The organism is Bacillus sp. KICET-3 (genome assembly GCF_033261025.1).
Classification (GTDB): domain Bacteria; phylum Bacillota; class Bacilli; order Bacillales; family Bacillaceae; genus Bacillus; species Bacillus sonorensis.
In genome coordinates this window covers 2,894,648-2,918,538 of record NZ_CP137345.1, presented here as the reverse complement: position 1 = coordinate 2,918,538, position 23,891 = coordinate 2,894,648, and the positions used below count along the sequence as shown (strand labels likewise).

General features: G+C 46.5%; 24 protein-coding genes. 20 read left to right on the top strand and 4 right to left on the bottom strand.

Annotation, left to right across the window (positions count from 1 at the left end):
- Positions 1–10 precede the first annotated feature (10 nt).
- The 4 genes from ahrC (at position 11) to spo0A (ending at position 4,807) form a co-directional block, all read left to right on the top strand.
- Complete coding sequence (gene ahrC / locus R5H20_RS14780) at positions 11–460, top strand: transcriptional regulator AhrC/ArgR (protein WP_006637493.1); 450 nt, start codon at positions 11–13, stop codon at positions 458–460.
- 29 nt (positions 461–489) lie between these two features.
- Positions 490–2,220: a DNA repair protein RecN gene (recN, locus tag R5H20_RS14775; RefSeq protein ID WP_006637492.1), complete on the top strand. Its 1,731-nt coding sequence runs from the start codon at positions 490–492 to the stop codon at positions 2,218–2,220.
- Between the two features lie 180 nt (positions 2,221–2,400).
- Positions 2,401–3,717: a SpoIVB peptidase gene (gene spoIVB / locus R5H20_RS14770; RefSeq protein ID WP_051056677.1), complete on the top strand. Its 1,317-nt coding sequence runs from the start codon at positions 2,401–2,403 to the stop codon at positions 3,715–3,717.
- Between the two features lie 289 nt (positions 3,718–4,006).
- Positions 4,007–4,807 carry a sporulation transcription factor Spo0A gene (gene spo0A, locus R5H20_RS14765; protein ID WP_006637490.1) on the top strand — a complete coding sequence of 267 codons (801 nt, stop codon included), beginning with the start codon at positions 4,007–4,009 and terminating at the stop codon, positions 4,805–4,807.
- 83 nt (positions 4,808–4,890) lie between these two features.
- Here the strand turns inward: spo0A and R5H20_RS14760 are convergent, their stop codons facing one another.
- Together R5H20_RS14760 and R5H20_RS14755 are read right to left on the bottom strand one after the other, a co-directional pair.
- Positions 4,891–5,202 carry a hypothetical protein gene (locus tag R5H20_RS14760; protein WP_006637489.1) on the bottom strand — a complete coding sequence of 104 codons (312 nt, stop codon included), beginning with the start codon at positions 5,200–5,202 and terminating at the stop codon, positions 4,891–4,893.
- 11 nt (positions 5,203–5,213) lie between these two features.
- Positions 5,214–6,653 carry a hypothetical protein gene (locus tag R5H20_RS14755; protein WP_006637488.1) on the bottom strand — a complete coding sequence of 480 codons (1,440 nt, stop codon included), beginning with the start codon at positions 6,651–6,653 and terminating at the stop codon, positions 5,214–5,216.
- Positions 6,654–6,703: 50 nt separating this feature from the next.
- Here R5H20_RS14755 and R5H20_RS14750 point away from each other — a divergent pair, with 50 nt between their 5' ends.
- From R5H20_RS14750 to R5H20_RS14725, 6 genes are all read left to right on the top strand, one after another.
- On the top strand, positions 6,704–7,048 hold the full coding sequence (locus R5H20_RS14750; RefSeq protein WP_006637487.1) for a DUF1433 domain-containing protein: 345 nt from the start codon (positions 6,704–6,706) through the stop codon (positions 7,046–7,048).
- Between the two features lie 470 nt (positions 7,049–7,518).
- Positions 7,519–8,532 carry a S66 family peptidase gene (locus R5H20_RS14745; RefSeq protein ID WP_006637486.1) on the top strand — a complete coding sequence of 338 codons (1,014 nt, stop codon included), beginning with the start codon at positions 7,519–7,521 and terminating at the stop codon, positions 8,530–8,532.
- Positions 8,533–8,762: 230 nt separating this feature from the next.
- Positions 8,763–8,960, top strand: coding sequence for a hypothetical protein (locus R5H20_RS14740; RefSeq protein WP_006637485.1), 198 nt, complete (start codon positions 8,763–8,765; stop codon positions 8,958–8,960).
- A gap of 27 nt (positions 8,961–8,987) precedes the next feature.
- Positions 8,988–9,311: a membrane lipoprotein lipid attachment site-containing protein gene (locus tag R5H20_RS14735; protein ID WP_006637484.1), complete on the top strand. Its 324-nt coding sequence runs from the start codon at positions 8,988–8,990 to the stop codon at positions 9,309–9,311.
- Positions 9,312–9,338: 27 nt separating this feature from the next.
- On the top strand, positions 9,339–9,959 hold the full coding sequence (locus R5H20_RS14730) for an N-acetylmuramoyl-L-alanine amidase family protein (RefSeq protein ID WP_006637483.1): 621 nt from the start codon (positions 9,339–9,341) through the stop codon (positions 9,957–9,959).
- Positions 9,960–10,090: 131 nt separating this feature from the next.
- On the top strand, positions 10,091–10,819 hold the full coding sequence (locus tag R5H20_RS14725; RefSeq protein WP_006637482.1) for a glycerophosphodiester phosphodiesterase: 729 nt from the start codon (positions 10,091–10,093) through the stop codon (positions 10,817–10,819).
- Positions 10,820–10,874: 55 nt separating this feature from the next.
- Here R5H20_RS14725 and R5H20_RS14720 read toward each other — a convergent pair whose 3' ends face one another.
- Positions 10,875–11,129, bottom strand: a complete 255-nt coding sequence (locus R5H20_RS14720; protein ID WP_006637481.1) for a DUF2627 domain-containing protein — start codon at positions 11,127–11,129, stop codon at positions 10,875–10,877.
- A 150-nt stretch (positions 11,130–11,279) separates the two neighbouring features.
- Here R5H20_RS14720 and R5H20_RS14715 point away from each other — a divergent pair, with 150 nt between their 5' ends.
- The 8 genes from R5H20_RS14715 to R5H20_RS14680 all read left to right on the top strand — a co-directional run bounded on the left by R5H20_RS14715 (position 11,280) and on the right by R5H20_RS14680 (position 21,342).
- Positions 11,280–13,349 (top strand): sigma-54 interaction domain-containing protein, encoded by a 2,070-nt coding sequence (locus tag R5H20_RS14715; RefSeq protein ID WP_006637480.1) that lies wholly within the window; start codon positions 11,280–11,282, stop codon positions 13,347–13,349.
- Between the two features lie 124 nt (positions 13,350–13,473).
- A complete protein-coding gene (gene yqiS, locus R5H20_RS14710) occupies positions 13,474–14,385 on the top strand; it encodes a phosphate butyryltransferase (protein ID WP_006637479.1) in 912 nt (303 codons plus the stop codon).
- A 3-nt stretch (positions 14,386–14,388) separates the two neighbouring features.
- Entirely contained in the window at positions 14,389–15,483 is a 1,095-nt protein-coding gene (gene bcd, locus R5H20_RS14705) for a branched-chain amino acid dehydrogenase (RefSeq protein WP_006637478.1), read from the top strand.
- 36 nt (positions 15,484–15,519) lie between these two features.
- Positions 15,520–16,611 carry a butyrate kinase gene (buk, locus tag R5H20_RS14700; RefSeq protein WP_006637477.1) on the top strand — a complete coding sequence of 364 codons (1,092 nt, stop codon included), beginning with the start codon at positions 15,520–15,522 and terminating at the stop codon, positions 16,609–16,611.
- A 12-nt stretch (positions 16,612–16,623) separates the two neighbouring features.
- Positions 16,624–18,045, top strand: a complete 1,422-nt coding sequence (gene lpdA / locus R5H20_RS14695; RefSeq protein ID WP_006637476.1) for a dihydrolipoyl dehydrogenase — start codon at positions 16,624–16,626, stop codon at positions 18,043–18,045.
- Positions 18,046–18,067: 22 nt separating this feature from the next.
- Entirely contained in the window at positions 18,068–19,060 is a 993-nt protein-coding gene (locus R5H20_RS14690) for a thiamine pyrophosphate-dependent dehydrogenase E1 component subunit alpha (protein ID WP_006637475.1), read from the top strand.
- Between the two features lie 12 nt (positions 19,061–19,072).
- Complete coding sequence (locus R5H20_RS14685; protein ID WP_006637474.1) at positions 19,073–20,056, top strand: alpha-ketoacid dehydrogenase subunit beta; 984 nt, start codon at positions 19,073–19,075, stop codon at positions 20,054–20,056.
- Between the two features lie 23 nt (positions 20,057–20,079).
- Positions 20,080–21,342: a dihydrolipoamide acetyltransferase family protein gene (locus tag R5H20_RS14680; protein WP_006637473.1), complete on the top strand. Its 1,263-nt coding sequence runs from the start codon at positions 20,080–20,082 to the stop codon at positions 21,340–21,342.
- Between the two features lie 26 nt (positions 21,343–21,368).
- On the opposite strand, the gene R5H20_RS14675 is transcribed toward R5H20_RS14680, so the two are convergent.
- The gene (locus tag R5H20_RS14675) at positions 21,369–22,271 is read right to left on the bottom strand and encodes a YegS/Rv2252/BmrU family lipid kinase (RefSeq protein ID WP_006637472.1); all 903 of its coding nucleotides are present in this window, start codon (positions 22,269–22,271) and stop codon (positions 21,369–21,371) included.
- 138 nt (positions 22,272–22,409) lie between these two features.
- Between R5H20_RS14675 and R5H20_RS14670 the strand changes: the two genes are divergently transcribed.
- Together R5H20_RS14670 and R5H20_RS14665 are read left to right on the top strand one after the other, a co-directional pair.
- Entirely contained in the window at positions 22,410–22,847 is a 438-nt protein-coding gene (locus R5H20_RS14670) for a BrxA/BrxB family bacilliredoxin (protein ID WP_006637471.1), read from the top strand.
- 219 nt (positions 22,848–23,066) lie between these two features.
- Positions 23,067–23,831, top strand: coding sequence for an arginine ABC transporter substrate-binding protein ArtP (locus tag R5H20_RS14665; protein ID WP_006637470.1), 765 nt, complete (start codon positions 23,067–23,069; stop codon positions 23,829–23,831).
- Positions 23,832–23,891: the final 60 nt, after the last annotated feature.

Genomic DNA, 23,891 nt, shown 5'->3' with positions numbered 1-23,891 from the left:
GAGGTGTAAAATGAACAAAGGTCAAAGGCATATTAAAATCAGGGAGATTATTACCGCACAAGAGATCGAGACACAGGACGAGCTCGTCGATATTTTAAAGAAAGACGGCTATAATGTGACACAAGCCACTGTATCACGCGATATTAAAGAGCTCCATTTGGTGAAGGTTCCGACAAACAACGGCACATACAAATACAGCCTGCCTGCTGATCAGCGGTTTAATCCGCTTTCAAAATTAAAAAGGTCATTAATGGATGCGTTTGTCAAAATCGATTCGGCAAGCCATATGATTATCCTTAAGACGATGCCGGGAAACGCCCAGGCCATCGGGGCGCTGATGGACAATTTGGACTGGGAGGAGATTCTGGGAACCATCTGCGGAGATGATACCATTTTGATCATCTGCCGGACGCCGGCCGATACGGAAACGGTACAGAAAAAAATATTGGAACTTTTATAATGAAGCCTGAAAAGAGGTGCGATAAAAGCTTGTTAGCTGAATTATCGATTAAGAACTTTGCGATTATCGAAGAACTAACCATTTCTTTTGAAAAAGGGCTGACGGTGTTAACCGGCGAAACCGGGGCCGGAAAATCGATCATCATCGATGCCATCTCTTTGCTTGTGGGCGGAAGAGGTTCATCCGAATATGTCAGATATGGAGAAAAAAGAGCCGAATTAGAAGGGCTTTTTCTGCTGGACAGCGGGCATCCGGTCTTCGATCTGTGCGGAGAGCTTGGCATCGACGCTTCTGACGAGATGATCGTCATGAGACGGGATATCAATGCAAACGGCAAAAGCATCTGCCGTGTAAATGGCAAGCTTGTGACGATTGCCGCTTTGCGGGAGGTCGGCAGGCTTCTGCTTGATATCCACGGTCAGCACGATAACCAGCTGCTAATGGAAGACGACCATCATCTTCAGCTTTTGGACCGGTACGCCGGCGAGGAAATCGAAAAAGCGCTGAAAGCCTACCAGGAAGTTTACAGCTGCTATATGAACGTCATGAAAAAGGTGAAACAGCTTTCTGAAAGCGAACAGGAAATGGCCCACAGACTTGATTTGATTCAGTTTCAGCTTGATGAAATCGAATCCGCAAACCTCGAGCCCAAAGAGGACGAGCTTTTGGAGGAAGAGCGCCGGCAGATTTCAAACTTTGAGAAAATATATGAAGCTTTGCAAAATGCCTATAACGCGCTTCGCAACGAACAGGCCGGACTCGATTGGGTCGGGATGGCATCAAGCGAGCTGGAGAATGTCTCCGGCATCAATGACGGACTGAAAAAGATATCTGAATCTGTTGCCAACGCTTACTATATTTTGGAGGATTCAACCTTTCAAATCAGAAACATGCTGGACGACTTGGAATACGATCCGGCACGGCTCGATTTCATTGAATCCAGATTGAACGAAATCAAACAATTGAAGCGAAAATACGGCGCCACTGTTGAAGATATACAGGCATATTCCGCGAAAATCGAGGAAGAAATCGATCGTATCCAAAACCGTGACAGCCATCTGCAGGCATTAAAAGAGGAGCTCGAATCAGTCGGCAAAGATGTCGCGATCGAAGCGATGAATGTGTCAGATATCCGAAAATCATGGGCGAAAAAACTTGCCAACCAGATTCAGCAGGAACTAAAAGAGCTCTATATGGGAAAATCGACGTTCGATACCGAATTCCAACTGAAAACGGCAGATGCCCGCGAAGAAGCACCTGTCGTGAACGGAACCCCTGTTCATCTGACAAAGCAGGGGATTGACAGCGTCCGCTTTTTAATTTCGACCAATACCGGCGAACCGCTGAAATCCTTGTCAAAAGTCGCTTCAGGCGGCGAATTGTCAAGAATTATGCTGGCGATGAAAAGCATTTTCTCCGCGCAGCAGGACGTCACATCGATCATTTTTGACGAAGTGGACACCGGGGTGAGCGGGAGAGTGGCGCAGGCGATCGCCGAGAAAATCCACCGCGTATCGATCGGCTCCCAAGTGCTGTGCATCACCCATTTGCCGCAAGTAGCGGCAATGGCGGACACGCATCTTTTAATTACAAAACAGTCCAAGGACGGACGAACGACAACAAGCGTCACACCATTGTCAAAACAGGAAAAAATATCGGAAATCGGCCGGATGATTGCCGGCGTCGAAGTGACAGATCTGACGAAGCGCCATGCAAAGGAGCTTTTGCATCAGGCCAAACTCGTCAAAACCACCGGATAAGCTGTTCAGTCTGAACAGCTTATTTTTTGTTTTTCCATTTTTGCCTGACTGGATCCGTCGAATTTATTATTTTCTTATGCAAACGTTTCTTTATCATTTTATCCAATGTTTTTCTTGCGTTCACAGTTATAAATCATTGTCAGGAAGGCAAAAGTAATGAATGTAGCGAAAGAATTTCTCATGGTGTGGGTTAGGTGCGAGGAGAGTGAAAAGGTGGATGTTGAAAAAATCAGAAAAGCTGTGGGTATAATTCTCCTTGTTTCTTTAATAAGTGTAGGATTTTACAAACCGGTCAAAGAATACATTGAAATACCAAAAAACATGAACATTTTTGAGACGGATTCACGCGCTGTCGAAACAAGCTTATCCGTCAGTACACCTCAAGACGATTCATCAGAAGCGTTCACATTAAAAGAAAATAAACATGAAGTGGAAATAAAAGGCGAAAAAAATGGAAAAGCGGAGCTCGTCTACGACTTTGCCGGATTTCCTGTCAAAAAAACAAAAGTAAATGTTCTTCCCGATTTAAAGGTTGTACCCGGCGGGCAGTCGATAGGCGTAAAGCTTCACTCTGTCGGGGTATTGGTTGTCGGTTTTCACCAAATCAATACAAATGACGGAAAGAAATCACCAGGTGAAGCAGCCGGAATCGCGGTAGGCGACATAATCACAGAAATCAACGGAACGAAAATCGAAAAAATGAATGATATCACCCCTTTTATTCAAAAGGCTGGGAAAACAGGAGAGACCTTAAATCTGCTCATCAAAAGGGATAAACAGGAGATCAAAACAAAGCTTGTCCCGGAAAAGGACCAGGCTGAAGACAAATACAGAATCGGCTTGTATATCAGGGACTCTGCCGCAGGAATCGGCACAATGACCTTTTTTGAACCGAAGTCGAAAAAATACGGGGCTTTGGGGCACGTCATTTCCGATATGGACACGAAAAAACCGATCGTCGTAGAAAACGGCCAGATCGTAAAATCAACTGTAACGTCAATCGAGAAAGGAACGGGCGGAAATCCCGGAGAAAAACTGGCCCGTTTTGCATCTGAACGAAAAGTAATCGGCGATATTAACCGAAACAGTCCTTTTGGAATATTCGGGACGCTTCATCAGCCCATCAAAAACCGTGTTTCAGACAAAGCCATTCCAATTGCATTTTCAAATGAAGTCAAAGAAGGACCGGCACAGATTTTGACGGTTATTGAAAACGATAAGGTCGAAAAGTTCGATATCCAAATCGTCAGCACAACTCCGCAAAAATTCCCGGCAACAAAGGGAATGGTGCTGAAAATTACAGACCCTAGGCTGCTTCATAAAACAGGGGGCATCGTTCAGGGGATGAGCGGCAGCCCGATTATTCAAAACGGAAAAATCATCGGAGCGGTCACACACGTTTTCGTCAATGATCCAACCAGCGGCTATGGCGTTCACATTGAATGGATGCTTTCTGAAGCGGGAATCGATATCTACAAAAAGGATAAAGCAAGCTAAACTGCCGGGATTCCCGGCAGTTTTCTCATACACCTTTCATTCTTCATCATCGTGCGTTAAAATAGAGGAGGAAAAGATTTTTCGACAAATTCACGTTCCTCTGTTTGTCAAGTTTCATTTTAAGTCGAAAAAACGAGAAAATCAGAAAAAAACCGAAAAAAAGCAAGATATACCACTAATATTGCAAAAATCAATTTTTTAAAAAGGGAATAATGTGACGCTGTCGAATTAAACATATTAGAAAAAGAATGATGAATTTTATCAACATACACATTGGGGAGGAAGAAACGTGGAGAAAATTAAAGTATGTGTTGCTGATGATAACAGGGAGCTTGTCGGCCTATTAAGCGAATATATCGAGGGTCAAAATGACATGGAAGTGATCGGCGTGGCTTACAATGGCCAAGAATGCCTTTCTTTGTTTAAAGACAAGGAGCCTGACGTTCTCGTGCTGGACATTATTATGCCCCATCTCGACGGTTTGGCCGTTTTGGAGAGACTGCGGGAATCCCAGCTCAAAAAACAGCCGAACGTCATCATGCTGACAGCTTTCGGCCAGGAAGACGTGACGAAAAAAGCCGTGGATTTGGGCGCATCTTATTTTATTCTAAAACCATTCGATATGGAGAACCTTGTCGGCCATATCCGCCAGGTCAGCGGAAACGGGTCACAAATGACACACCGCGCCCCTTCAGCCCAAAACAGCATTCTGCGTCCGCAGCCTGAATCACCAAAGAAAAACCTGGACGCCAGCATCACGAGCATCATCCACGAAATCGGAGTTCCCGCCCATATCAAAGGATATCTGTACTTGAGAGAAGCCATCTCGATGGTGTATAACGATATTGAACTGCTCGGCAGCATTACAAAAGTGCTGTATCCGGACATCGCCAAAAAATTCAACACAACCGCAAGCCGAGTCGAACGGGCGATCCGCCACGCCATCGAAGTCGCTTGGAGCAGAGGCAACATCGACTCCATCTCATCGCTGTTCGGCTACACCGTCAGCATGTCAAAAGCAAAGCCGACGAATTCTGAATTCATCGCGATGGTGGCTGATAAGCTGCGGCTTGAGCATAAGGCTTCATAAGGCTTATTTGAAGCGGGTTTTCCGATGATTTATGCGTATCTTTTCTAATAACTACACAAAAAAAGACGCCGTAATTGGCGTCTTTATCTCGTCTTAAACCCATTCACAAAGCTTTCTCCGTCCTGCTCTGTTTTGATCAGCTGCTGTGCGCTTTGGCTGATCCGTTGAGCGAGCGCCTGCTGCGCTTTTCCTTCGAAGCTGTAGAGAAGCGATGAATAGACGCTGTTCATTTCCCTTTGAATGTCGCCTGCTTTAAATTTCGGTCTGAGGGTATTGCAAACAGATTCGAGCTTTGTTCCGGCCGCACCTCTCATACCCGTTTTCAGCATAGCAAGCTGCCTGCGCTTCTCCATCGGGTCGTTCTGCTTTTTGATGAAGTTATCTAGCGTATCCATTTACTCAACTCCTATAATTTTAGCCAATTAGCGAGCATCTTGTCCTTTGATTTGAAATCTTTTGCGATTTGCCCGAGATAGCCGCTGATTTCCTCTAAATCTGAAATCGTGTCCTGCAGTGATGCGATATAGGCCGCTTCGGCATCAACATCGTAAAACAGCGGGTTTTCTTTTTTGTCAAACGACTGCGCCAAATCATTCAGCGTATTGTTCACATCCTCAAGTGAAAGCTGATCGTATAAGCCGCGGCCGACCTGGCGATAGGTATCGTATTTCAGATCGTTTATCGCGGCATCATGTTCCTGATAGGCGTTTTCCGCTTCTCGTTTCATCGTGCGAAGGTCGTTTATGATCGCATTTACTTTTTCAGCAAGCTGTTTAGCGACTTCGGGCGTAACTTTGATCGCACCGCTTCCGGAAGCAACCTCCGGCGGCAGCATCGCTTTTAAATTTTTATCGTAGACGAGCTTATCGCCTTCTATATTTTGAACGTTGCCGTCTTCATCGAATGCAAAGTTTCCTTTATTGAGACCGTGGGTGTCCGGCATTCCCATCGCAGTTGTAGTAATGTAGTCTGAAGCGACACCAAACACCATACCCAATATACCGCCGTTAAACTTGGGATCAAGTCGTATTTGTCGTTCCGCACGGGAAATCGAGGGATCTTTCGTATATATCGTTCGGCCTGCATGCCGCAGGTACTCATCCCACCACCCGGAGCCGGTCATATCGTCCGGGTTAACGATAGATTTTACATATGAGTCATATTTACCGCTGTTGATTTCCTTCTGTTTTTCCTCCGAATGCAATTTAACAACGGATGGATTATTGAACGCCACAGCATAAATATCATTGTTGACTGCGCTGTATTCCGCTTCTGCGCCGCCGAGCGAGTGTCCGGTGGTTGAAACAACTGTCGAAGTGCCTTTATATTTTTGTTTGATTTCTCTTACAAGATCGTCGGCTTGACCGATTTGGGATGTTTTCGTAATCAATTTATAGTTGCCGGAGCTGAGTATTGCGTCTTGTGAGGGGGTGGCGTTGTATTTTCCTAGTGTTTTGGATGTATCTTTCGCATCTTTTTCGATGATGTATTGCGATTTCTTTTTTGGATCAAGACCCATAACGACGTTACCGCCATCAGCATCGATAACATCTTGAAAGAATTGACTTTTCGGATCTGTCCCCGCGAAGGCTACGACGACGTTTTCTGGTTTATCAGGTTTAATCCATTTGTCGTTCTTTTTCTTAGCTTGAACAAAAATATACGCGTCGAGTCCAGTATCAGAGTCCCTCTTTATTTTATCAACGTAATAAGCTTTATTTGATTTGCTCTCTATAGGTGTTTTTTCCTTGAAAGCTTCTTTCATTTTCTCTGTACTATAAGTGTTTTGGCTAAGAAAATAATAATCTTTGTCCGTTAAATTAGGAATATCGCACTTTTTATTCATGTGCATAACCCCTTAAACTATGTAAAATGTAAGGAGGAAAGGATGGTTTTATGAGGAAATACATAATTATCCTTCTTGCTCTGGTTATTATAACATTTGGAGGAATTTTTATGAAGCAACAACATGATAACAGAGAAAAAGAAGAACTTTTTAATTTGGCTAAGGAAAGAATGACAGACTTTATTAAAACGAATTATAATGACATTCAGTCAATTGATTATTCTGATGACTACGAAGTGAATCCGATGGGCGGAGTTGATATAAAAGGGTATCTAAATGGTGATAAGCAAAAGAAAATATGGGGTATTTACGATAAGTCAAATGACGAAGTTGGCTCCTTCACAGTCGATGCCGAAAGAAAACCCGAATGTAAAGATAAAGTTTGCGATTATTAATAAAAAAGTCAGGCTCAGTTGAGCTGGCTTTTTTTGTTGTATATGTCCTTTTTCGTCATGGATTGTTTATTGTTTAAATAATATCAAAAGCTCCTCTTTCTTTAGAATGGATTAACCTTTATCTAAAAGTTTTCTTGCATTTTTAAAAAGTTTTAAATGGAACAATGCATCCTAAGCCTTTATAAAAATACATGGCTATGTTTGAGAGTTTTTCGGTATTGAATAAACTTACGATAAGATAGGTATGCTTTAGTGACGCAGAAGAGTGTCGAAATAAAGCCTATAAATAAATATAGCCCGTTTCTTAGAGCTGGGGCTTTTGCCATTTAATATTAGTGCAAATTTTCCGTTGATAGCGGTTTTGCCCACAACCATGTTTCAGTCGTAAATATTGAAGATGTAAAGGCTCTAAGAGTCGATCACATACAATGGTATTCATGTTAAAATAATGAAAAACACTGGAGGTCTCCATGATACGATATCCATTCCTGCAAAAAGGCGCAACCATTGGAGTAACTGCCCCATCATCGGGAGTGCCGCCTGAGTTGCATGGTGTATTGAAGGCTGCGTGCAGTCGCATGAAAAAGCTGGGTTATCATATCGTCTGCGGCGATACCGTTTGGACTCAGGACAAGGCGAGATCTGCTCCTGCCATAGAAAGGGCAGCGGAATTTAATCATATGATGCGCAATGATGAGATTGATTTCATTTTCCCTCCTTGGGGCGGGGAACTGCTTATTGAAGTCCTTGAGTATATTGACTTTGAAAATATGAAGAATAAATGGATGCTGGGATATTCGGATATTAGTCTGTTGCTTTTAGCTATTACTTTGAAAACCGGTATGGCTACTGCGCATGGAACAAATTTAGTTGATTTAAGAGGGGAGTTTTCAGATAATAGGACAGCAATGTGGGAGACTGTTTTATCGACAAAAGAAAATGAATCCGTCCGGCAATCTTCATCAGAACATTATCAGAAAGAATGGGAGTTTGATAGCCCTGCTCCCTGCGTATTCAATCTGACTGAAAAGACCTGTTGGAAAACAACGGTGAATAAAGAAGTAAACATACAAGGACGGCTGCTTGGCGGCTGTATTGATACAATTAGGCATTTAGTCGGTACATCGTATGGGTGCGTAAAACATTTTAAAGAACATGATATACAAGGTGATCCTGTTATTTGGTTTTTTGAAAATTGCGAGTTATCAACGACTGATCTGCGCAGATCTCTCGTACAAATGAAATTAGCCGGCTGGTTTGACGATTGCTCTGGGATTATGTTTGGGAGAAGTCCGGCGAATACTCCTGTCGCCAATTACACAATTGAAGAAGTTTACCGGGATCTTTCCGCTGAACTTCAAATCCCAATTATATTTGATATTGATTGTGGTCATGTTCCCCCGCAAATGACGTTTATAAATGGAGCATATGCAGAAATAGAATTGAGCGACGGGGAAGGGATCGTGTTGCAACACTTTAAATGATTTATTTATCAGAACAAACGGATGAGGAGGGAGCTCGTCAGGATCGGGATTCCTTTTTTATTGGTCGCTTTCAAATTCCGACGATTGTCTCACGAAATACCATACTTTATCATAAACTGAATCATATCAAGCGCCAAGCCGCATAAAACGTCTTTTTCCCAGTGGAAAAGACGTTTTTTTATGTAGAAAGAACGCTTCCCTTTTCCTTGAGAGCAGGGGGTGCTCGAAAAATGATGAAAAAGTTCTGCTTTTTCCCATTTTACAGTCAAATATCACTTCTGCTAGATCGTTTTTCATGGACGGTTGTGGGCGGAAGACTGCTAACAACCGGAAATGACCGAGACATTCGGCTGTGGATTTCGGGAGCGGTCCGCCGGGGAGGGCTGCTTTACAGGCAGGAAGTGTTAAAGATATTGTACGGGGTGTAGAAAAAACCAGCGGATGAGGTGATCGAGATGAAAAAGGGAGTCATCTTTGTGTTGTTTGCCATGCTGCTTTTGGCCGGCTGCGGGACAATCCAGCATGAAGAGCAGCAAAGCGGCGACGGGAGCCGGAAAGCAGAGGGAGGCGAATGGCTGAAAAAGGAAGGCACTTTTATTGGTTTGGCGGATCAGCATACGGTGGCTGTGAACATTGACGGCAAGGAGACGATGCTGCAGGTCCCTCCCGAAAAACGGGACAAATATAAAGGGATCAAAGAGTATACAAAGGTGGAAGTCAAGTATCGAAAAGCGAACGATGGAACATTTCAGCTGAAAGATTTGAAAAAGAAAGAATGATAGATTGAAAATGAGGAGGAAGAAACCGTGAATTTACTATGGAAGAGCTTGGCTTTGCTCCTGTTCTCGTTTGTCATGATTCTGCCCGGGGCGTTTGCGGCTGAGCCGCTTTCGGGAAAAACGATTTATGTGGATGCCGGGCATGGAGGGGATGACAGCGGTGCGGTCGGAAACGGACTATTGGAGAAGGATGTCAATCTTGATGTGTCCAATTTGCTGAATGAAAAGCTGGAAAAAGAAGGAGCCGACACGGTCGTGACAAGGACGGGTGATTCGTTTTTGAGTCTTGAAGAACGGGTGGCCAAAGCGAGTACAAATGGTTCAGACCTTTTCATCAGCATCCATGCCAATTCTGCCGCTCCTGAAGCGGCGGGAACAGAGACATATTTTGACGCCACATATAAAGCGGCTGACAGCGAACGGCTGGCGGCGGACATTCAGGAGCATCTTCCCGGCGCTCTCGGCACCGAGGACAGGGGAGTGAAGGAATCGGGATTTTATGTGATCAAACATTCGCAAATGCCGAGTGCTTTAGTTGAGCTTGGTTTTATCACCAATAAATCCGATGCGCAGAAACTCGGAAGCTCCGTCTATCAGGAAAAAGCCGCCGATGCGATTGCCGAGGCTGTCGTTTCGTATTATGATTAATCGCCAAGCCCCGTCCATTACCGGGGCTTAAAATGTAATCTTTATGTTAAAAAAAGGCCTATGTGTGGAAAGTAAATCATAAGACCGTCATAATGAGGATGGACTTTGAAATCATTTTGAGGTGAACTGACATGACAAAAGTTTTTGCACACAGAGGGGCTTCAGGGACTTATCCCGAGAACACGATGACTGCGTTTGAACATGCGGCTCAAGCGGGTGCCGACGGCATTGAGCTTGATGTACAAATGACGCGAGACGGCCGGCTTGTCGTGATTCATGATGAGAAGCTTGACAGGACGACTTCATTAAAGGGCTATATAAAAGATTTTACATATGAAGAGATCAAGCAGGGGGACGCAAGCTACCGTTTTTCTGAAAAGACCGGATTTGTCACAGTTCCCACCCTTGAAGAGGTGTTCGACTGGGCGGTGAAAGGCAGCTTTCTTATTAATGTAGAGCTGAAAAACAGCATCGTCCGCTATGAAGGAATGGAAGAAAAAGTGATGGCGCTGATTTCTGAATATAAACTTGAGGACCGCATCATCATCTCTTCTTTTAACCATGAGAGCCTCGCCTATTGCCGGAGGCTGAATCCCGATATTGAATTGGCCGCGCTTTATATGGATGTTCTTTATAAGCCTGAACAATACATTGACATGATTCCGGCGACCGGATTTCATCCGTATCTGCGCTCGATGTCGGCGGAAACGATCGCAAATGCCCACCGCAACAATAAAACGGTCAGACCGTTCACCGTGAATCGCGAAGAGGACATGAAAAAACTGATGGAAGCCGGTGTTGACGGGTTTTTCACCGATTTTCCCGAAAAAGCGATGAAGCTGAAGGAAAGCATTTTATAAAAAAATGCCGCGGATTTTGATCTGCGGCGTTTTTTAATGGACGGGAACAAAATGCTCAAGCCCTGCGGTTGTTTTGTTTTTTTTTGAAGCGTTCGCTTACCTGGTTCCGCTTTCTGTCTCTGTACAAAATAAATCCGCCTAAAAGGTAAAGCCCTGCCGCGAATAGAATCAGTCCCGCAAGCCCTTGCAGCCAGGGTATTTGAAACGGGCTGTTTAATACCCCGAATACAGTGTCGCGCATCAATTTAATGCCTGCGGCTGCCATGCATCCCGGTATTAGCAAAATAAGCAGTGCGATCAGTCTCCCCATACTCGAATCCCCTTGCCATTTATTTACCTTTATTGTCTATTTGAAAAAAAAGTTTGTCAAGAAAGGAAAACGTGATAACATAGATATTGTGCAAATTGTTGCAAATGAATATCTGAGTGTGCAAAATTTTTCATACAAAGGGGTAAAGGGATGAAGCAAAAAGTACTGATTGTAGGTGCTGGAAAAGGGGGGACCGCTCTCTTAGACTTGCTGCTGAAAACGAAAACAATGCATATTGAGGCGGTCATTGACAAAAATCCGAAGGCGCCGGGGATGTCCATTGCGGAAAAAAACGAGATTGAAACGGCTCTGGACTGGATGCCGTACATCAATAAACAGATCGATATCATCATTGAAACGACCGGCGATCCTGATGTGTTAAAACAGCTCGTCCGAAAGAAACCGGACAGAGCGATTGTCGTCCCGGGTTCGCTTGCGTATATCATCTCTCAGCTGATGAATGAAAAACAGCAGCTGATCCAAATGTTAAAAGAACAGACATATAAACATGACCGGATTTTTAATTCCATGAATGACGGCATGATTTTTATCGATATCAATGAAGAAATCATCCTGTTTAATAAAATGGCTGAGGAAATGACCGGTACAAAACGGGAGAAAGCGATCGGCCAGCATATTCAGAAGGTCATCCCGACGACGAAGCTTCCGCGCATTCTCAATACGAGAGAGCCTGAATACAACCAAAAGCAGTTTTTACATCCGAACAGGCAGATCGTGACGACGAGGATCCCGATTATTGATGACGGAGGAACGCTGTTAGGCGCGCTCAGCATTTTCAAAGACATCACAGATGCGGTTGAACTGGCTGAAGAAGTGACAAACCTGAAAGAAGTCAGAACAATGCTTGAAGCGATCATTCAGTCGTCTGATGAGGCGATATCCGTCGTCGATGAAAACGGGATCGGAATGATGATCAACAGGGCCTATACGAAGATGACCGGTCTGACAAAAGAGCAGGTGATTGGCAAACCGGCCAATACCGACATATCGGAAGGCGAAAGCATGCATTTGAAGGTGCTTGAAACAAGGCGGCCTGTGAGAGGCGCGAGAATGAAGGTCGGCCCGAACAAAAAAGAAGTGATCGTCAATGTTGCGCCGATCATCGTCGACGGCATTTTAAAAGGAAGTGTCGGCGTTATTCAGGATGTATCCGAAATTCAGTCGCTGACAAAGGAATTGAACAGGGCGCGCCAGATTATCCGCACGCTTGAAGCGAAATATACATTCGCCGATATCATCGGGTCAAGCGAGCAAATGCTTGTGGCCCTTGAGCAGGCGAAATTGGGGGCGAAAACGCCTGCCACAATTTTGCTGCGGGGCGAGTCCGGTACGGGGAAGGAGCTTTTTGCCCATGCCATACATAACGAAAGTGACCGAAAGTATAATAAGTTTGTCCGGGTGAACTGTGCGGCCATATCAGAATCTTTGCTTGAATCAGAGCTGTTCGGCTATGAGGAAGGCGCCTTTTCCGGAGCAAAGCGCGGCGGAAAAAAAGGATTCTTTGAAGAAGCCAATAACGGAAGCATTTTCTTGGATGAGATCGGTGAGCTTTCCCAGAATACACAGGCAAAGCTGCTCCGCGTCCTGCAGGAAAAAGAAATTGTCCGGGTCGGCGGTACAAAGCCGATTCCGGTGAACGTCAGAATTATTGCCGCGACCAACGTCAATATTGAAAAAGCGCTGGCCGAAGGCAGGTTTCGCGAAGACTTATACTACCGCATCAACCGCTATCCGATATCGATTCCGCCGCTGAGGCAGCGAAAAGAGGATATCGAGGCTTTAAGCCGCCATTTGATCGGAAAGATCAATCAAGAATACGGCCGCAATGTAAAGGGTCTGACGAAAAAAGCGCTCAAATCGCTGAAAGCGAGAAAGTGGCCGGGGAATGTCAGGGAGCTGGAAAACGTCCTTGAGCGGGCGATGATCTTTTTAAAGCCCCAGATGGAATGGATTGATTTGGAGCACCTTCCTGAAGCGGACGGCCCGAAGAAAAAAGCTGACACCAGCCTTGCTTTAGCTGAAATCGAAAATGAAAAGCTTTCAGACGCCGTTGAGCGTTTTGAAGCGCACGTGATTAAAGAAACGCTTGAAAAGCACCAATATAACAGGACTAAAACGGCAAAGGCGCTGGGCATCAGCATCCGGAATCTCTATTACAAAATGGATAAATACAACCTTGCAAAAGAAAGCATGCAATAAACTGCATAATCTAATGCAAAATTGTGCAGAAGTTTAAGCAGGTCTGCGTACTGATCCCTCTTTTTGGTCTGGCACGAAACTTGCATGATAATAGGGCGGATGTTTGCTTAGAAAGGTGGGTACTATGAAGCTGACACAATTATTTCAAAAAGCGGCGGAACTGGAAAATAAAACGGTCGCCGTCGCACATGCAGAAGATGATGAAGTCCTTCAAGCCGTCAAGCTTGCAGTCGACAAAGAGTTTGCCCGGTTTTTGCTGATCGGGCACAGAGAAAAAATCAGGCATATGATGGAAGAGCTTGATATGTCAAAACGGCACGTCGATATCATTCATTCGGAAACGCCGGAATCCTCCGCGAGAATCGCAGTTCAATCCGTCAAAAGCGGCAACGCGGATGTACTGATGAAAGGTCATCTTCCGACGGCCGTTCTTTTGAAAGCCGTTTTGAATAAAGAATACGGCCTGCGTTCCTCTCGTGTGCTGTCACATGTTGCGGCATTCGAAGTAAACGGATTTGACAGGCTGATTTATGTGACAGACGCGGCGATGAACATCAAGCCGGGGCTTGAAGAATTGAAGCAGATTTTAGAAAATGCAGTGCGTGTCGCGAGAGCTGTCGGTGTAAACATGCCGAAAGCCGCCTGCCTTGCCGCTGTTGAAACGGTGAATCCCGCGATGGAAGCTACATTACATGCGGCCAGTTTAACGCAGATGAATCACCGGGGGCAAATCCGGGACTGTATCGTCGACGGGCCTCTTGCTTTGGACAACGCGATCTCGGAGCTTGCCGCCAGGCATAAGAACATTTCCGGAATCGTGGCCGGTCAGGCCGACATTCTGCTTGTTCCGTCGATCGAAACCGGCAATGTCCTCTACAAATCACTGATTCATTTTGCGGATGCAAAAGTGGGAGCCATTTTGGCAGGAGCAAAAGCGCCCATTGCTTTAACAAGCAGGGCCGATTCCGCGGAAAACAAACTGTATTCGATTGCTTTGGCGCTCTGTACGTCTGAAGCACGACATGAGGAGGAATAAGAAATGGAACTATTTCGATATATGGAACAGTACGATTATGAACAATTGGTGTTTTGCCAAGATAAAGAGTCCGGTTTGAAAGCGATCATCGCGATTCATGACACAACTCTCGGTCCCGCTTTGGGCGGCACGAGAATGTGGACGTATGAAAATGAAGAAGCCGCGATAGAAGATGCGCTTCGTCTTGCAAGGGGAATGACATACAAAAACGCGGCTGCCGGATTGAATCTCGGCGGAGGCAAAACCGTCATTATCGGAGATCCGCGCAAAGATAAAAATGAAGAAATGTTCCGCGCCTTCGGCCGCTACATCCAAGGGTTGAACGGAAGGTACATTACCGCTGAAGATGTCGGCACGACGGTTGAAGATATGGATATCATCCATGATGAAACAGATTATGTAACGGGAATTTCCCCGGCTTTCGGTTCTTCGGGAAACCCTTCTCCAGTTACAGCCTATGGTGTATATAAAGGGATGAAAGCCGCGGCGAAGGAAGCCTTCGGGACAGACTCGCTTGAAGGCAAAACCATCGCTGTTCAAGGTGTCGGAAATGTAGCCTACAACCTATGCCGCCACCTTCATGAAGAAGGCGCAAACCTGATTGTGACGGATATTAATAAAGAAGCGGTCGAGAGAGCCGTCGCTGACTTCGGCGCCCGCGCTGTAGATCCTGATGATATTTATTCGCAGGATTGCGATATATATGCGCCGTGCGCACTCGGAGCGACCATCAACGATGATACGATTCCGCAGCTCAAAGCCAAAGTCATTGCCGGAGCGGCCAACAATCAGCTGAAAGAAACGCGCCACGGTGATCAGATTCACAATATGGGCATCGTCTATGCGCCGGATTATGTCATCAATGCCGGCGGCGTCATCAATGTTGCGGATGAGCTTTACGGCTATAATTCAGAGCGGGCGCTCAAAAAAGTCGAAGGCATTTACGGAAATATTGAGCGGGTCCTTGACATTTCTAAACGGGACGGCATTCCGACATACTTGGCGGCAGACCGGCTTGCTGAAGAGCGGATTGAACGGATGCGCCGTTCAAGAAGCCAATTTTTGCAAAACGGGCATCACATTTTAAGCAGACGTTAAAAAATCCCCCCTGTTCAAATTGGAGGTTTTAAATCAATGCACATACAGGAAAAACGTATTCTCGTCATTAATCCGGGATCAACATCTACAAAGATCGGCGTTTTTCACGATGACCGTTCAATTTTTGAAAAAGCAATCCGCCATGACGGGGCAAAGCTTCAGCAATATGAAACGATTATCGACCAGTATTCGTTCAGAAAGCAGGCTGTTTTAGAAACGCTGCACGAACAGGGCATCAATATTTCAAAATTGAATGCCGTTTGTGCAAGGGGAGGCCTGCTTCGGCCGATCGAAGGCGGAACATACGAAGTAAATGACGCGATGATCGAGGACTTGAAAAACGGCTATGCAGGACAGCATGCTTCAAACCTCGGAGGGATCATCGCCAGGGAAATTGCCGACGGCCTCAATATCCCGGCGTTCATCGTCGACCCTGTTGTCGTTGATGAAATGTCGGACATCGCAAAAATTTCCGGAACCCCCGCAATTGAAAGGAGGAGCATCTTTCATGCCCTCAACCAAAAGGCGGTGGCCCGGAAAGCGGCTTGGCAGTTCGGCAAGCGCTATGAAGATATGAAAATGATCATCACCCACATGGGAGGCGGCATTACGACAGGCGTCCACTGCAAAGGACGGGTCATCGACGTCAACAATGGCCTCCATGGGGAAGGTCCGCTCAGTCCTGAGCGGGCCGGCACCATTCCGGCAGGCGATCTCATCGATTTATGCTTTTCCGGCGAATATACGCGTGATGAGCTAATGAAATTGCTCATCGGCGGCGGAGGGCTTGCCGGCTACCTTGGCACGTCAGATGCGGTGAAGGTGGAAAAAATGATTCGGGAAGGCGATCAAAAAGCGGCGCTTATCTATGAAGCGATGGCATATCAAATTGCAAAAGAAATCGGAGCGGCCAGCGCCGTATTAAAAGGAGAAGTTGACGTCATCATTTTGACGGGCGGACTGGCTTACGGAAAAACATTTATTTCTTCAATCAGAAAATACATAGACTGGATTTCGGATGTCATCGTATACCCGGGCGAAAACGAGCTTCAGGCATTGGCTGAGGGCGCTTTTCGGGTGCTGAACGGCGAAGAAGAGGCAAAACAATATCCGAATCCGAACCGGTAGGAGGGAAAAGTCATGGCAACAGAATATGATCTCGTGATTCTTGGAGGCGGGACGGGCGGTTATGTAGCCGCGATCAGAGCCTCGCAGCTCGGATTGAAAACAGCCGTTGTTGAAAAACGGAAGCTTGGCGGCACATGTCTCCACAAAGGCTGCATTCCGTCCAAAGCGCTGCTGAGAAGCGCTGAGGTTTACCGAACGGCAAAACAAGCGGAAGAATTCGGAGTGAACGTTCCGGAAGTCGAGCTGCAATTTTCCAAGGTTCAAAGCCGAAAACAAAAGATTGTCGATCAGCTTTATAACGGTGTGAAGCATTTGATGAAAAAAGGAAAAATCGATGTATATGAAGGAATCGGGCGAATCCTCGGGCCGTCGATCTTTTCTCCGATGCCCGGGACGGTATCGGTTGAAATGGCCAGCGGCGCTGAAAATGAAATGCTCGTTCCGAAAAACGTCATTATTGCCACCGGTTCAAGACCGCGGTCGCTTCCAGGGCTCGAGCCTGACGGGGAAAACATTCTTTCCTCCGACGATGCCCTTGAACTCGAGCATCTGCCCGCATCGATCGTCATTGTCGGCGGCGGAGTCATCGGCATTGAATGGGCTTCAATGCTCAACGACTTCGGCGTTGACGTAACGGTTGTTGAATATGCCGGCAGAATTTTACCGACTGAGGATGCGGACATATCGAGAGAAATGCAAACCCGTTTGGCGAAAAAAGGAATCACGATCATAACCGGGGCAAAAGTGTTGCCTGACAGTTTGGAAAAAGGAAAAACGATCAGCATCCAAGCTGAAAAAGACGGTGAAACGCATACGTATTCCGCCGAAAAAATGCTGATTTCAGTCGGAAGGCAAGCCAATGTAGAAGGAATCGGCCTTGAAAACACCGATATTCAGATCGAAAACGGCTTCATCGCGACAAACAGCATGTATCAGACAAAGGAGTCCCATATTTACGCAATCGGCGATGTCATCGGCGGTCTGCAGCTTGCACACGTTGCTTCCCATGAAGGGATGACAGCTGTCGAACATATCGCAGATCAACATCCGCATTCAATGGATTACTCTCTCGTTCCAAAGTGCATCTACTCAAGCCCTGAAGCTGCATCTGTCGGTCTGACAGAAGAAGAGGCCAAGGCGGAAGGTCGAAACATCAAAGTCGGGAAATTTCCGTTTCAGGCAATTGGGAAGGCGCTCGTATACGGAGAAACGGATGGCTTCGTCAAAATCGTCGCAGATCAGGATTCAGATGATATTTTGGGTGTTCATATGATCGGCCCGCATGTGACAGACATGATTTCCGAAGCCGGACTTGCAAAAGTGCTTGATGCTACGCCGTGGGAGGTCGGTCAAACGATCCATCCGCACCCGACGCTTTCTGAGGCCATTGGAGAAGCCGCGCTTGCCGTTGATGGAAAAGCGATTCATTTTTAAAAAGCATGAAGGAGTGAAATAAATGAGCAATAATCGTCATGAAGCAGTGGGTTTAACAGATGAACAAGCAATCGACATGTATAAAACCATGCTTTTAGCAAGAAAGCTTGATGAGCGGATGTGGCTGCTGAACAGATCAGGAAAAGTTCCGTTTGTGATCTCTTGCCAAGGACAGGAAGCCGCACAAGTCGGCGCGGCTTTCGCTTTAGACCGTGAAAACGACTATGTTCTTCCGTACTACAGAGACATGGGCGTTGTGCTTGCCTTTGGCATGACGGCAAAGGAGCTTATGCTTTCCGCCTTCGCGAAAGCGGAGGACCCGAATTCAGGGGGCAAACAAATGCCGAGCCACTTCGGGCAAAAGAAAAACCGGATTGTCACAGGTTCTTCGCCGGTTACGACGCAAGTTCCGCATGCCGTCGGCGTAGCACTCGCGGGAAGGCTTGACAACAAGAATATCGCCACATTTGTAACATTTGGCGAAGGCTCTTCAAACCAGGGAGATTTTCATGAAGGGGCAAACTTTGCTGCGGTGCACAAACTTCCTGTCATTTTCATGTGCGAGAATAATAAATACGCCATTTCTGTTCCGTATGAAAAGCAGGTGGCCTGTGAAAAAATTTCCGATCGGGCTGTTGGCTACGGAATGCCTGGAGTCACCGTGGATGGAAATGATCCGCTTGAAGTGTACAAAGCGGTCAAAGAAGCGAGGGAGCGGGCTGGAAGAGGAGAAGGCCCGACATTGATCGAAACGATTTCATACAGGTTGACCCCTCACTCCAGTGATGATGATGACCGAAGCTACAGAGGCCGGGAAGAAGTGGACGAAGCGAAGAAAAACGATCCGATCATTACATTTGCCAACTACTTAAAAGAAGCCGGACTTCTCAGTGAAGAATCAGAAAAAGCGATTTCAGACGAGATCACCAACACCGTCAATGAAGCAACAGATTACGCTGAACATGCCCCGTATGCCGATCCTGAAGATGCGCTGCGGCATGTTTATGCAGAGTAGGGGGGAAAACCAATGCCTGTTATGTCATATATAGATGCTGTCACATTGGCTTTAAAAGAGGAAATGGAAAGAGATCCGCGCGTCTTTGTTCTAGGAGAGGATGTCGGTAAAAAGGGCGGAGTCTTCAAGGCGACAGCGGGCCTTTATGAGCAGTTTGGAGAAGAGCGGGTCATGGATACCCCATTGGCTGAATCCGCGATTGCCGGTGTCGGAATCGGCGCCGCTATGTATGGAATGAGGCCTGTCGCGGAGATGCAGTTTGCTGATTTTATCATGCCCGCGGTCAATCAAATTATTTCTGAGGCGGCGAAAATCCGCTATCGCTCAAACAATGACTGGAACTGTCCAATCGTCATCAGGGCTCCGTACGGCGGAGGCGTCCATGGGGCGCTGTACCACTCCCAGTCGGTTGAGGCCGTGTTCGCCAACCAGCCGGGGCTGAAAATCGTCATGCCTTCGACGCCTTATGATGTAAAGGGGCTTTTAAAGGCGGCCATCCGCGATGAAGACCCGGTGCTGTTTTTTGAACATAAAAGAGCCTACCGCCTCATAAAAGGAGAGGTCCCGAATGACGACTATGTGCTGCCCATCGGTAAAGCAGATGTCAAACGGGAAGGCGAAGACATTACTGTCATCACATACGGCTTATGCGTCCACTTTGCCCTTCAGGCGGCTGAACGGCTTGCAAAGGACGGCATCAGCACCCATATCCTCGATTTGAGAACGGTATATCCGCTCGACAAGGAAGCGATCATTGAGGCCGCTTCCAAAACGGGCAAAGTGCTTCTTATGACTGAGGATACGAAAGAAGGCAGTGTGATGAGCGAAGTAGCCGCGATCATTTCCGAGCATTGCTTATTTGATTTGGATGCGCCGATCAAGCGGCTGGCAGGACCTGATGTCCCGGCAATGCCGTATGCGCCGACAATGGAAAAATACTTTATGGTGAATCCGGATAAAGCAGAAGCGGCTATGAGAGAGCTGGCTGAGTTTTAAAAACACGTGAGGAGGATAATCGTATGGCAGTGGAACAGATGACAATGCCCCAGCTCGGAGAGAGCGTAACCGAGGGAACGATCAGCAAATGGCTCGTCAGCGTCGGTGATCATGTCAACAAATACGACCCGATCGCTGAAGTGATGACAGACAAAGTCAATGCTGAAGTGCCTTCCTCTTTTACGGGAACGATTACGGAGCTTGTCGGAGAAGAAGGAGAGACCTTGCAGGTCGGAGACGTCATGTGCAAGGTCGAAACAAAAGACGGATCAAAGCAGGAAACACCTTCTGCTTCAGAAGAACCTGAAGCAACAGAACAGCCGGCAGCGGAACCGGCGGACAAGTCGAATAAAAAGCGCTACTCGCCTGCTGTATTGCGTCTTGCGGGAGAGCATAGCATCGATTTGGAGCAGGTGGAAGGAACCGGAGCGGGCGGACGCATCACCCGGAAGGATCTTCAGCGCATCATTTCAGCAGGTGCCGCGCCGGTTCAGAGGGAGGCGGAGGAAAAACAGCCCGCCACTCAGAAAGCGGCAGCGGACCGTGTCCGGAAAGCTCCTGAAACGCCGGCGCCGAAAAGCGCGGCCGGCGACATTGAAATACCTGTCACAGGCATTCGCAATGCCATTGCTTCCAATATGGTCAGAAGCAAGCATGAAATCCCGCATGCCTGGACGATGATGGAGGTCGACGTCACAAACCTTGTCAGCTACCGCAATCACATCAAAGACGAATTTAAAAAGAAAGAAGGCTTCAATTTGACCTTTTTTGCTTTCTTCGTCAAAGCGGTCGCCCAGGCGCTGAAAGAATTCCCGCAAATGAACAGCATGTGGGCCGGCGATAAGATCATTCAGAAAAAGGATATCAACATCTCGATCGCAGTGGCGACAGAAGATGCCTTGTATGTGCCGGTCATCAAGTATGCCGATGAAAAAACAATTAAAGGCATTGCAAGAGAAATCAGCGACTTGGCACACAAGGTGCGCAGCGGCAAGCTGACAAGCGATGATATGAGCGGGGGAACGTTCACTGTTAACAATACCGGCTCATTCGGCTCTGTCCAGTCAATGGGCATCATCAATCATCCGCAGGCGGCCATTCTGCAAGTTGAATCGATCGTGAAGCGTCCCGTTGTGATGGAGCATGGAATGATCGCTGTCAGAGATATGGTGAATTTGTGCTTGTCGCTTGACCACAGGGTTCTTGACGGCCTGATTTGCGGAAGATTCCTGGCTCGTGTGAAAGAGATTTTAGAACATATCGATGAGAATACATCCGTTTATTAAACATCAAAAAGCTGGCCCGAAACGGGTCAGCTTTTTTCTCTATCTCCCGGGGCGAGCATGCGTACATGCCCGCTCAGCACTTCAATTGAAGCGGGGGTCTGCGTGTAAATTTCACCGTCAGTATCGGCATCCATCTTTTCAGCGGTCTCCACTTTGATTGTCTTTCCTTGATAATATGAAAGCTCCCCTCTCAAAGATTCAAGCTCAGGCTCTTCCATGGCAAAGAGCTCTTTTAATGCGGCCAGATTCGTGTTCCTGCACACGAGGACATCCGCTTTGCCGTCATGAATGCTTACTGTTGGAAGCGGAATCCGGCTGGTTCCGATAAACTGCCCGTTCAGCACCAAGATCATCACCGCTTCATCCGTCAAATCGTCTCCGTCAATCGACAGCTTGAAGGGAAACGGCTTGAGGTTCGAGATCATCCTCAACGCACTGGTAAAATAGCTGATTCTTCCCAATAGCGCTTTTTCCGTCTGATTGATATGGCTTGAAGCCTTTGCAATAAACCCGATGCCCCAGAAGTTTAAACAATAATGCTCCTCTGTTTTCAGGACATCGACAGAGACCGGCTCTCCGTTGACAAGCGCTTCCGCCGCCTTTTCAATGTTCTGCGGAATCTGAAGCGCCCGCGAAAAATCGTTGCATGTTCCGCCCGGCAGAATGCCGATCTGAGGCTTCGCTTTCTGCGGACTGATTCCGTTTATGCACTCGTGGACTGTTCCATCCCCGCCTAGTATGAATAATTGATCGATATCTTCCCCGACATCCCGGCAAAAGTGAAAAGCATCGTGCTTCTGCCTCGTCGGTTTAACGATCAATTCATCTATTTTTTGAGAAAGAATCGGTACAACGGCGCCCAGTGTTTTTTGGATATGTTTTTGACCGGCATTGCCGTTGTAAATCAGCATGGCTTTTCTTTTGTTCATATGGCTCACCTGTCCTCTTTTTTATGTTTCCCCGATCGTTCCCCGCGGTAAACCTTACAGGGGATGAAACAGCTGATTTGCGGTATCGGCGGTTTCAAAGTATCATTAAAAAAGATGATGAAAAAGGAGAGGACTTAAGTGAACATGGATTTTAATTTGTTTATGAATGATGTCGTCCGCCAGGCAAGACAGGAAATATCGGCCGCCGGCTACAAGGAATTAAAAACGGCCGAAGAGGTTGATGAAGCGCTGACGAAAAAAGGGACGACGCTTGTCATGGTGAACTCTGTCTGCGGCTGTGCCGGCGGAATTGCAAGACCTGCCGCTTATCATGCTGTCCACTATGATAAACGGCCTGATCATCTCGTAACGGTTTTTGCCGGCCAGGACAAGGAAGCAACGGCGAGAGCCCGGGAATATTTTGAAGGGTATCCGCCATCGTCTCCGTCGTTCGCTTTGCTAAAAGACGGCAAGATTTTAAAGATGGTTGAGCGCCATGAGATTGAAGGATATGAGCCGATGGCCGTCATCACGAAGCTTCAGGGACTGTTTGAGGAGTATTGTGAAGAAGTATAAAGAACACCGCCTGCCGATTTGTACGGCAGGCTTTTTTTGTATAAAAAATTCATATATATGCAATTGGACGGATAGAAGCGACAGGGGGGGATTCATTTATACAAGCCGCCGAAAAGGTTTTTTAGTTATTTTTTAAAATAGTATTGCAATAGACTCAGAAAATGTTTAAAATACATATCAACGAATAAATATTCAAAATGATTCAGGGGGATACACAACATGAAAAAATGGCTTTTACTGTTAGTGACAGCGTGTGTCACATTTGCTTTGGCCGCTTGCGGGACGAGCAGCTCAGACGATAAAAAAACATTGGTGATGGGAACGTCTGCTGACTATCCGCCTTTTGAATCGAAAGACGGAGACAAAATCGTCGGATTTGACGTCGATTTGGCCAAGGCGCTTGCGAAAAAAACAGGCCATGACATCGAAGTCGAAGATATGGATTTCAACGGATTGGTGACAGCCCTTAAAACAAACAAAGTGGACATCGTACTGTCCGGGATGACACCGACCCCTAAACGCAAAAAGCAAGTCGATTTTTCAAAGGTTTACTACACGGCTCACAACATGATCGTCACGAAAAAATCGAGCGGCATCAAATCGCTGGAAGACCTGAAAGGTAAGACGGTAGGCGTCCAGCTTGGTTCCATACAGGAAGAAAAAGCGAAGGAACTGACTTCAGACTACGATTTGAAAGTTGAAAACCGCAACCGCATTTCAGATTTAACTGAAGAAATCAAAGCGGGCCGTTTTGATGCAGCGATTATCGAAGACATTGTTGCCGAAAAATATATCAATAAAAATGCAGAACTCGTCGGTTTCAACCTTCCAAAAGAACCGGATGAAAAAGCCGGATCCGCGATTGCCTTTAAAAAAGGAAGCGATTTGACGGAGAAATTCAACAAAGCGCTTGATGAAATGGAGAAAAGCGGAGAATTGGATAAATTGAAAGAAAAATGGTTCAGCGGAGACACACAAAAGTAAGCATAAAAGTTCAACTCTTTTGTTGAACTTTTTTTGCTAAGGTGCGATTGTACGTCTCTG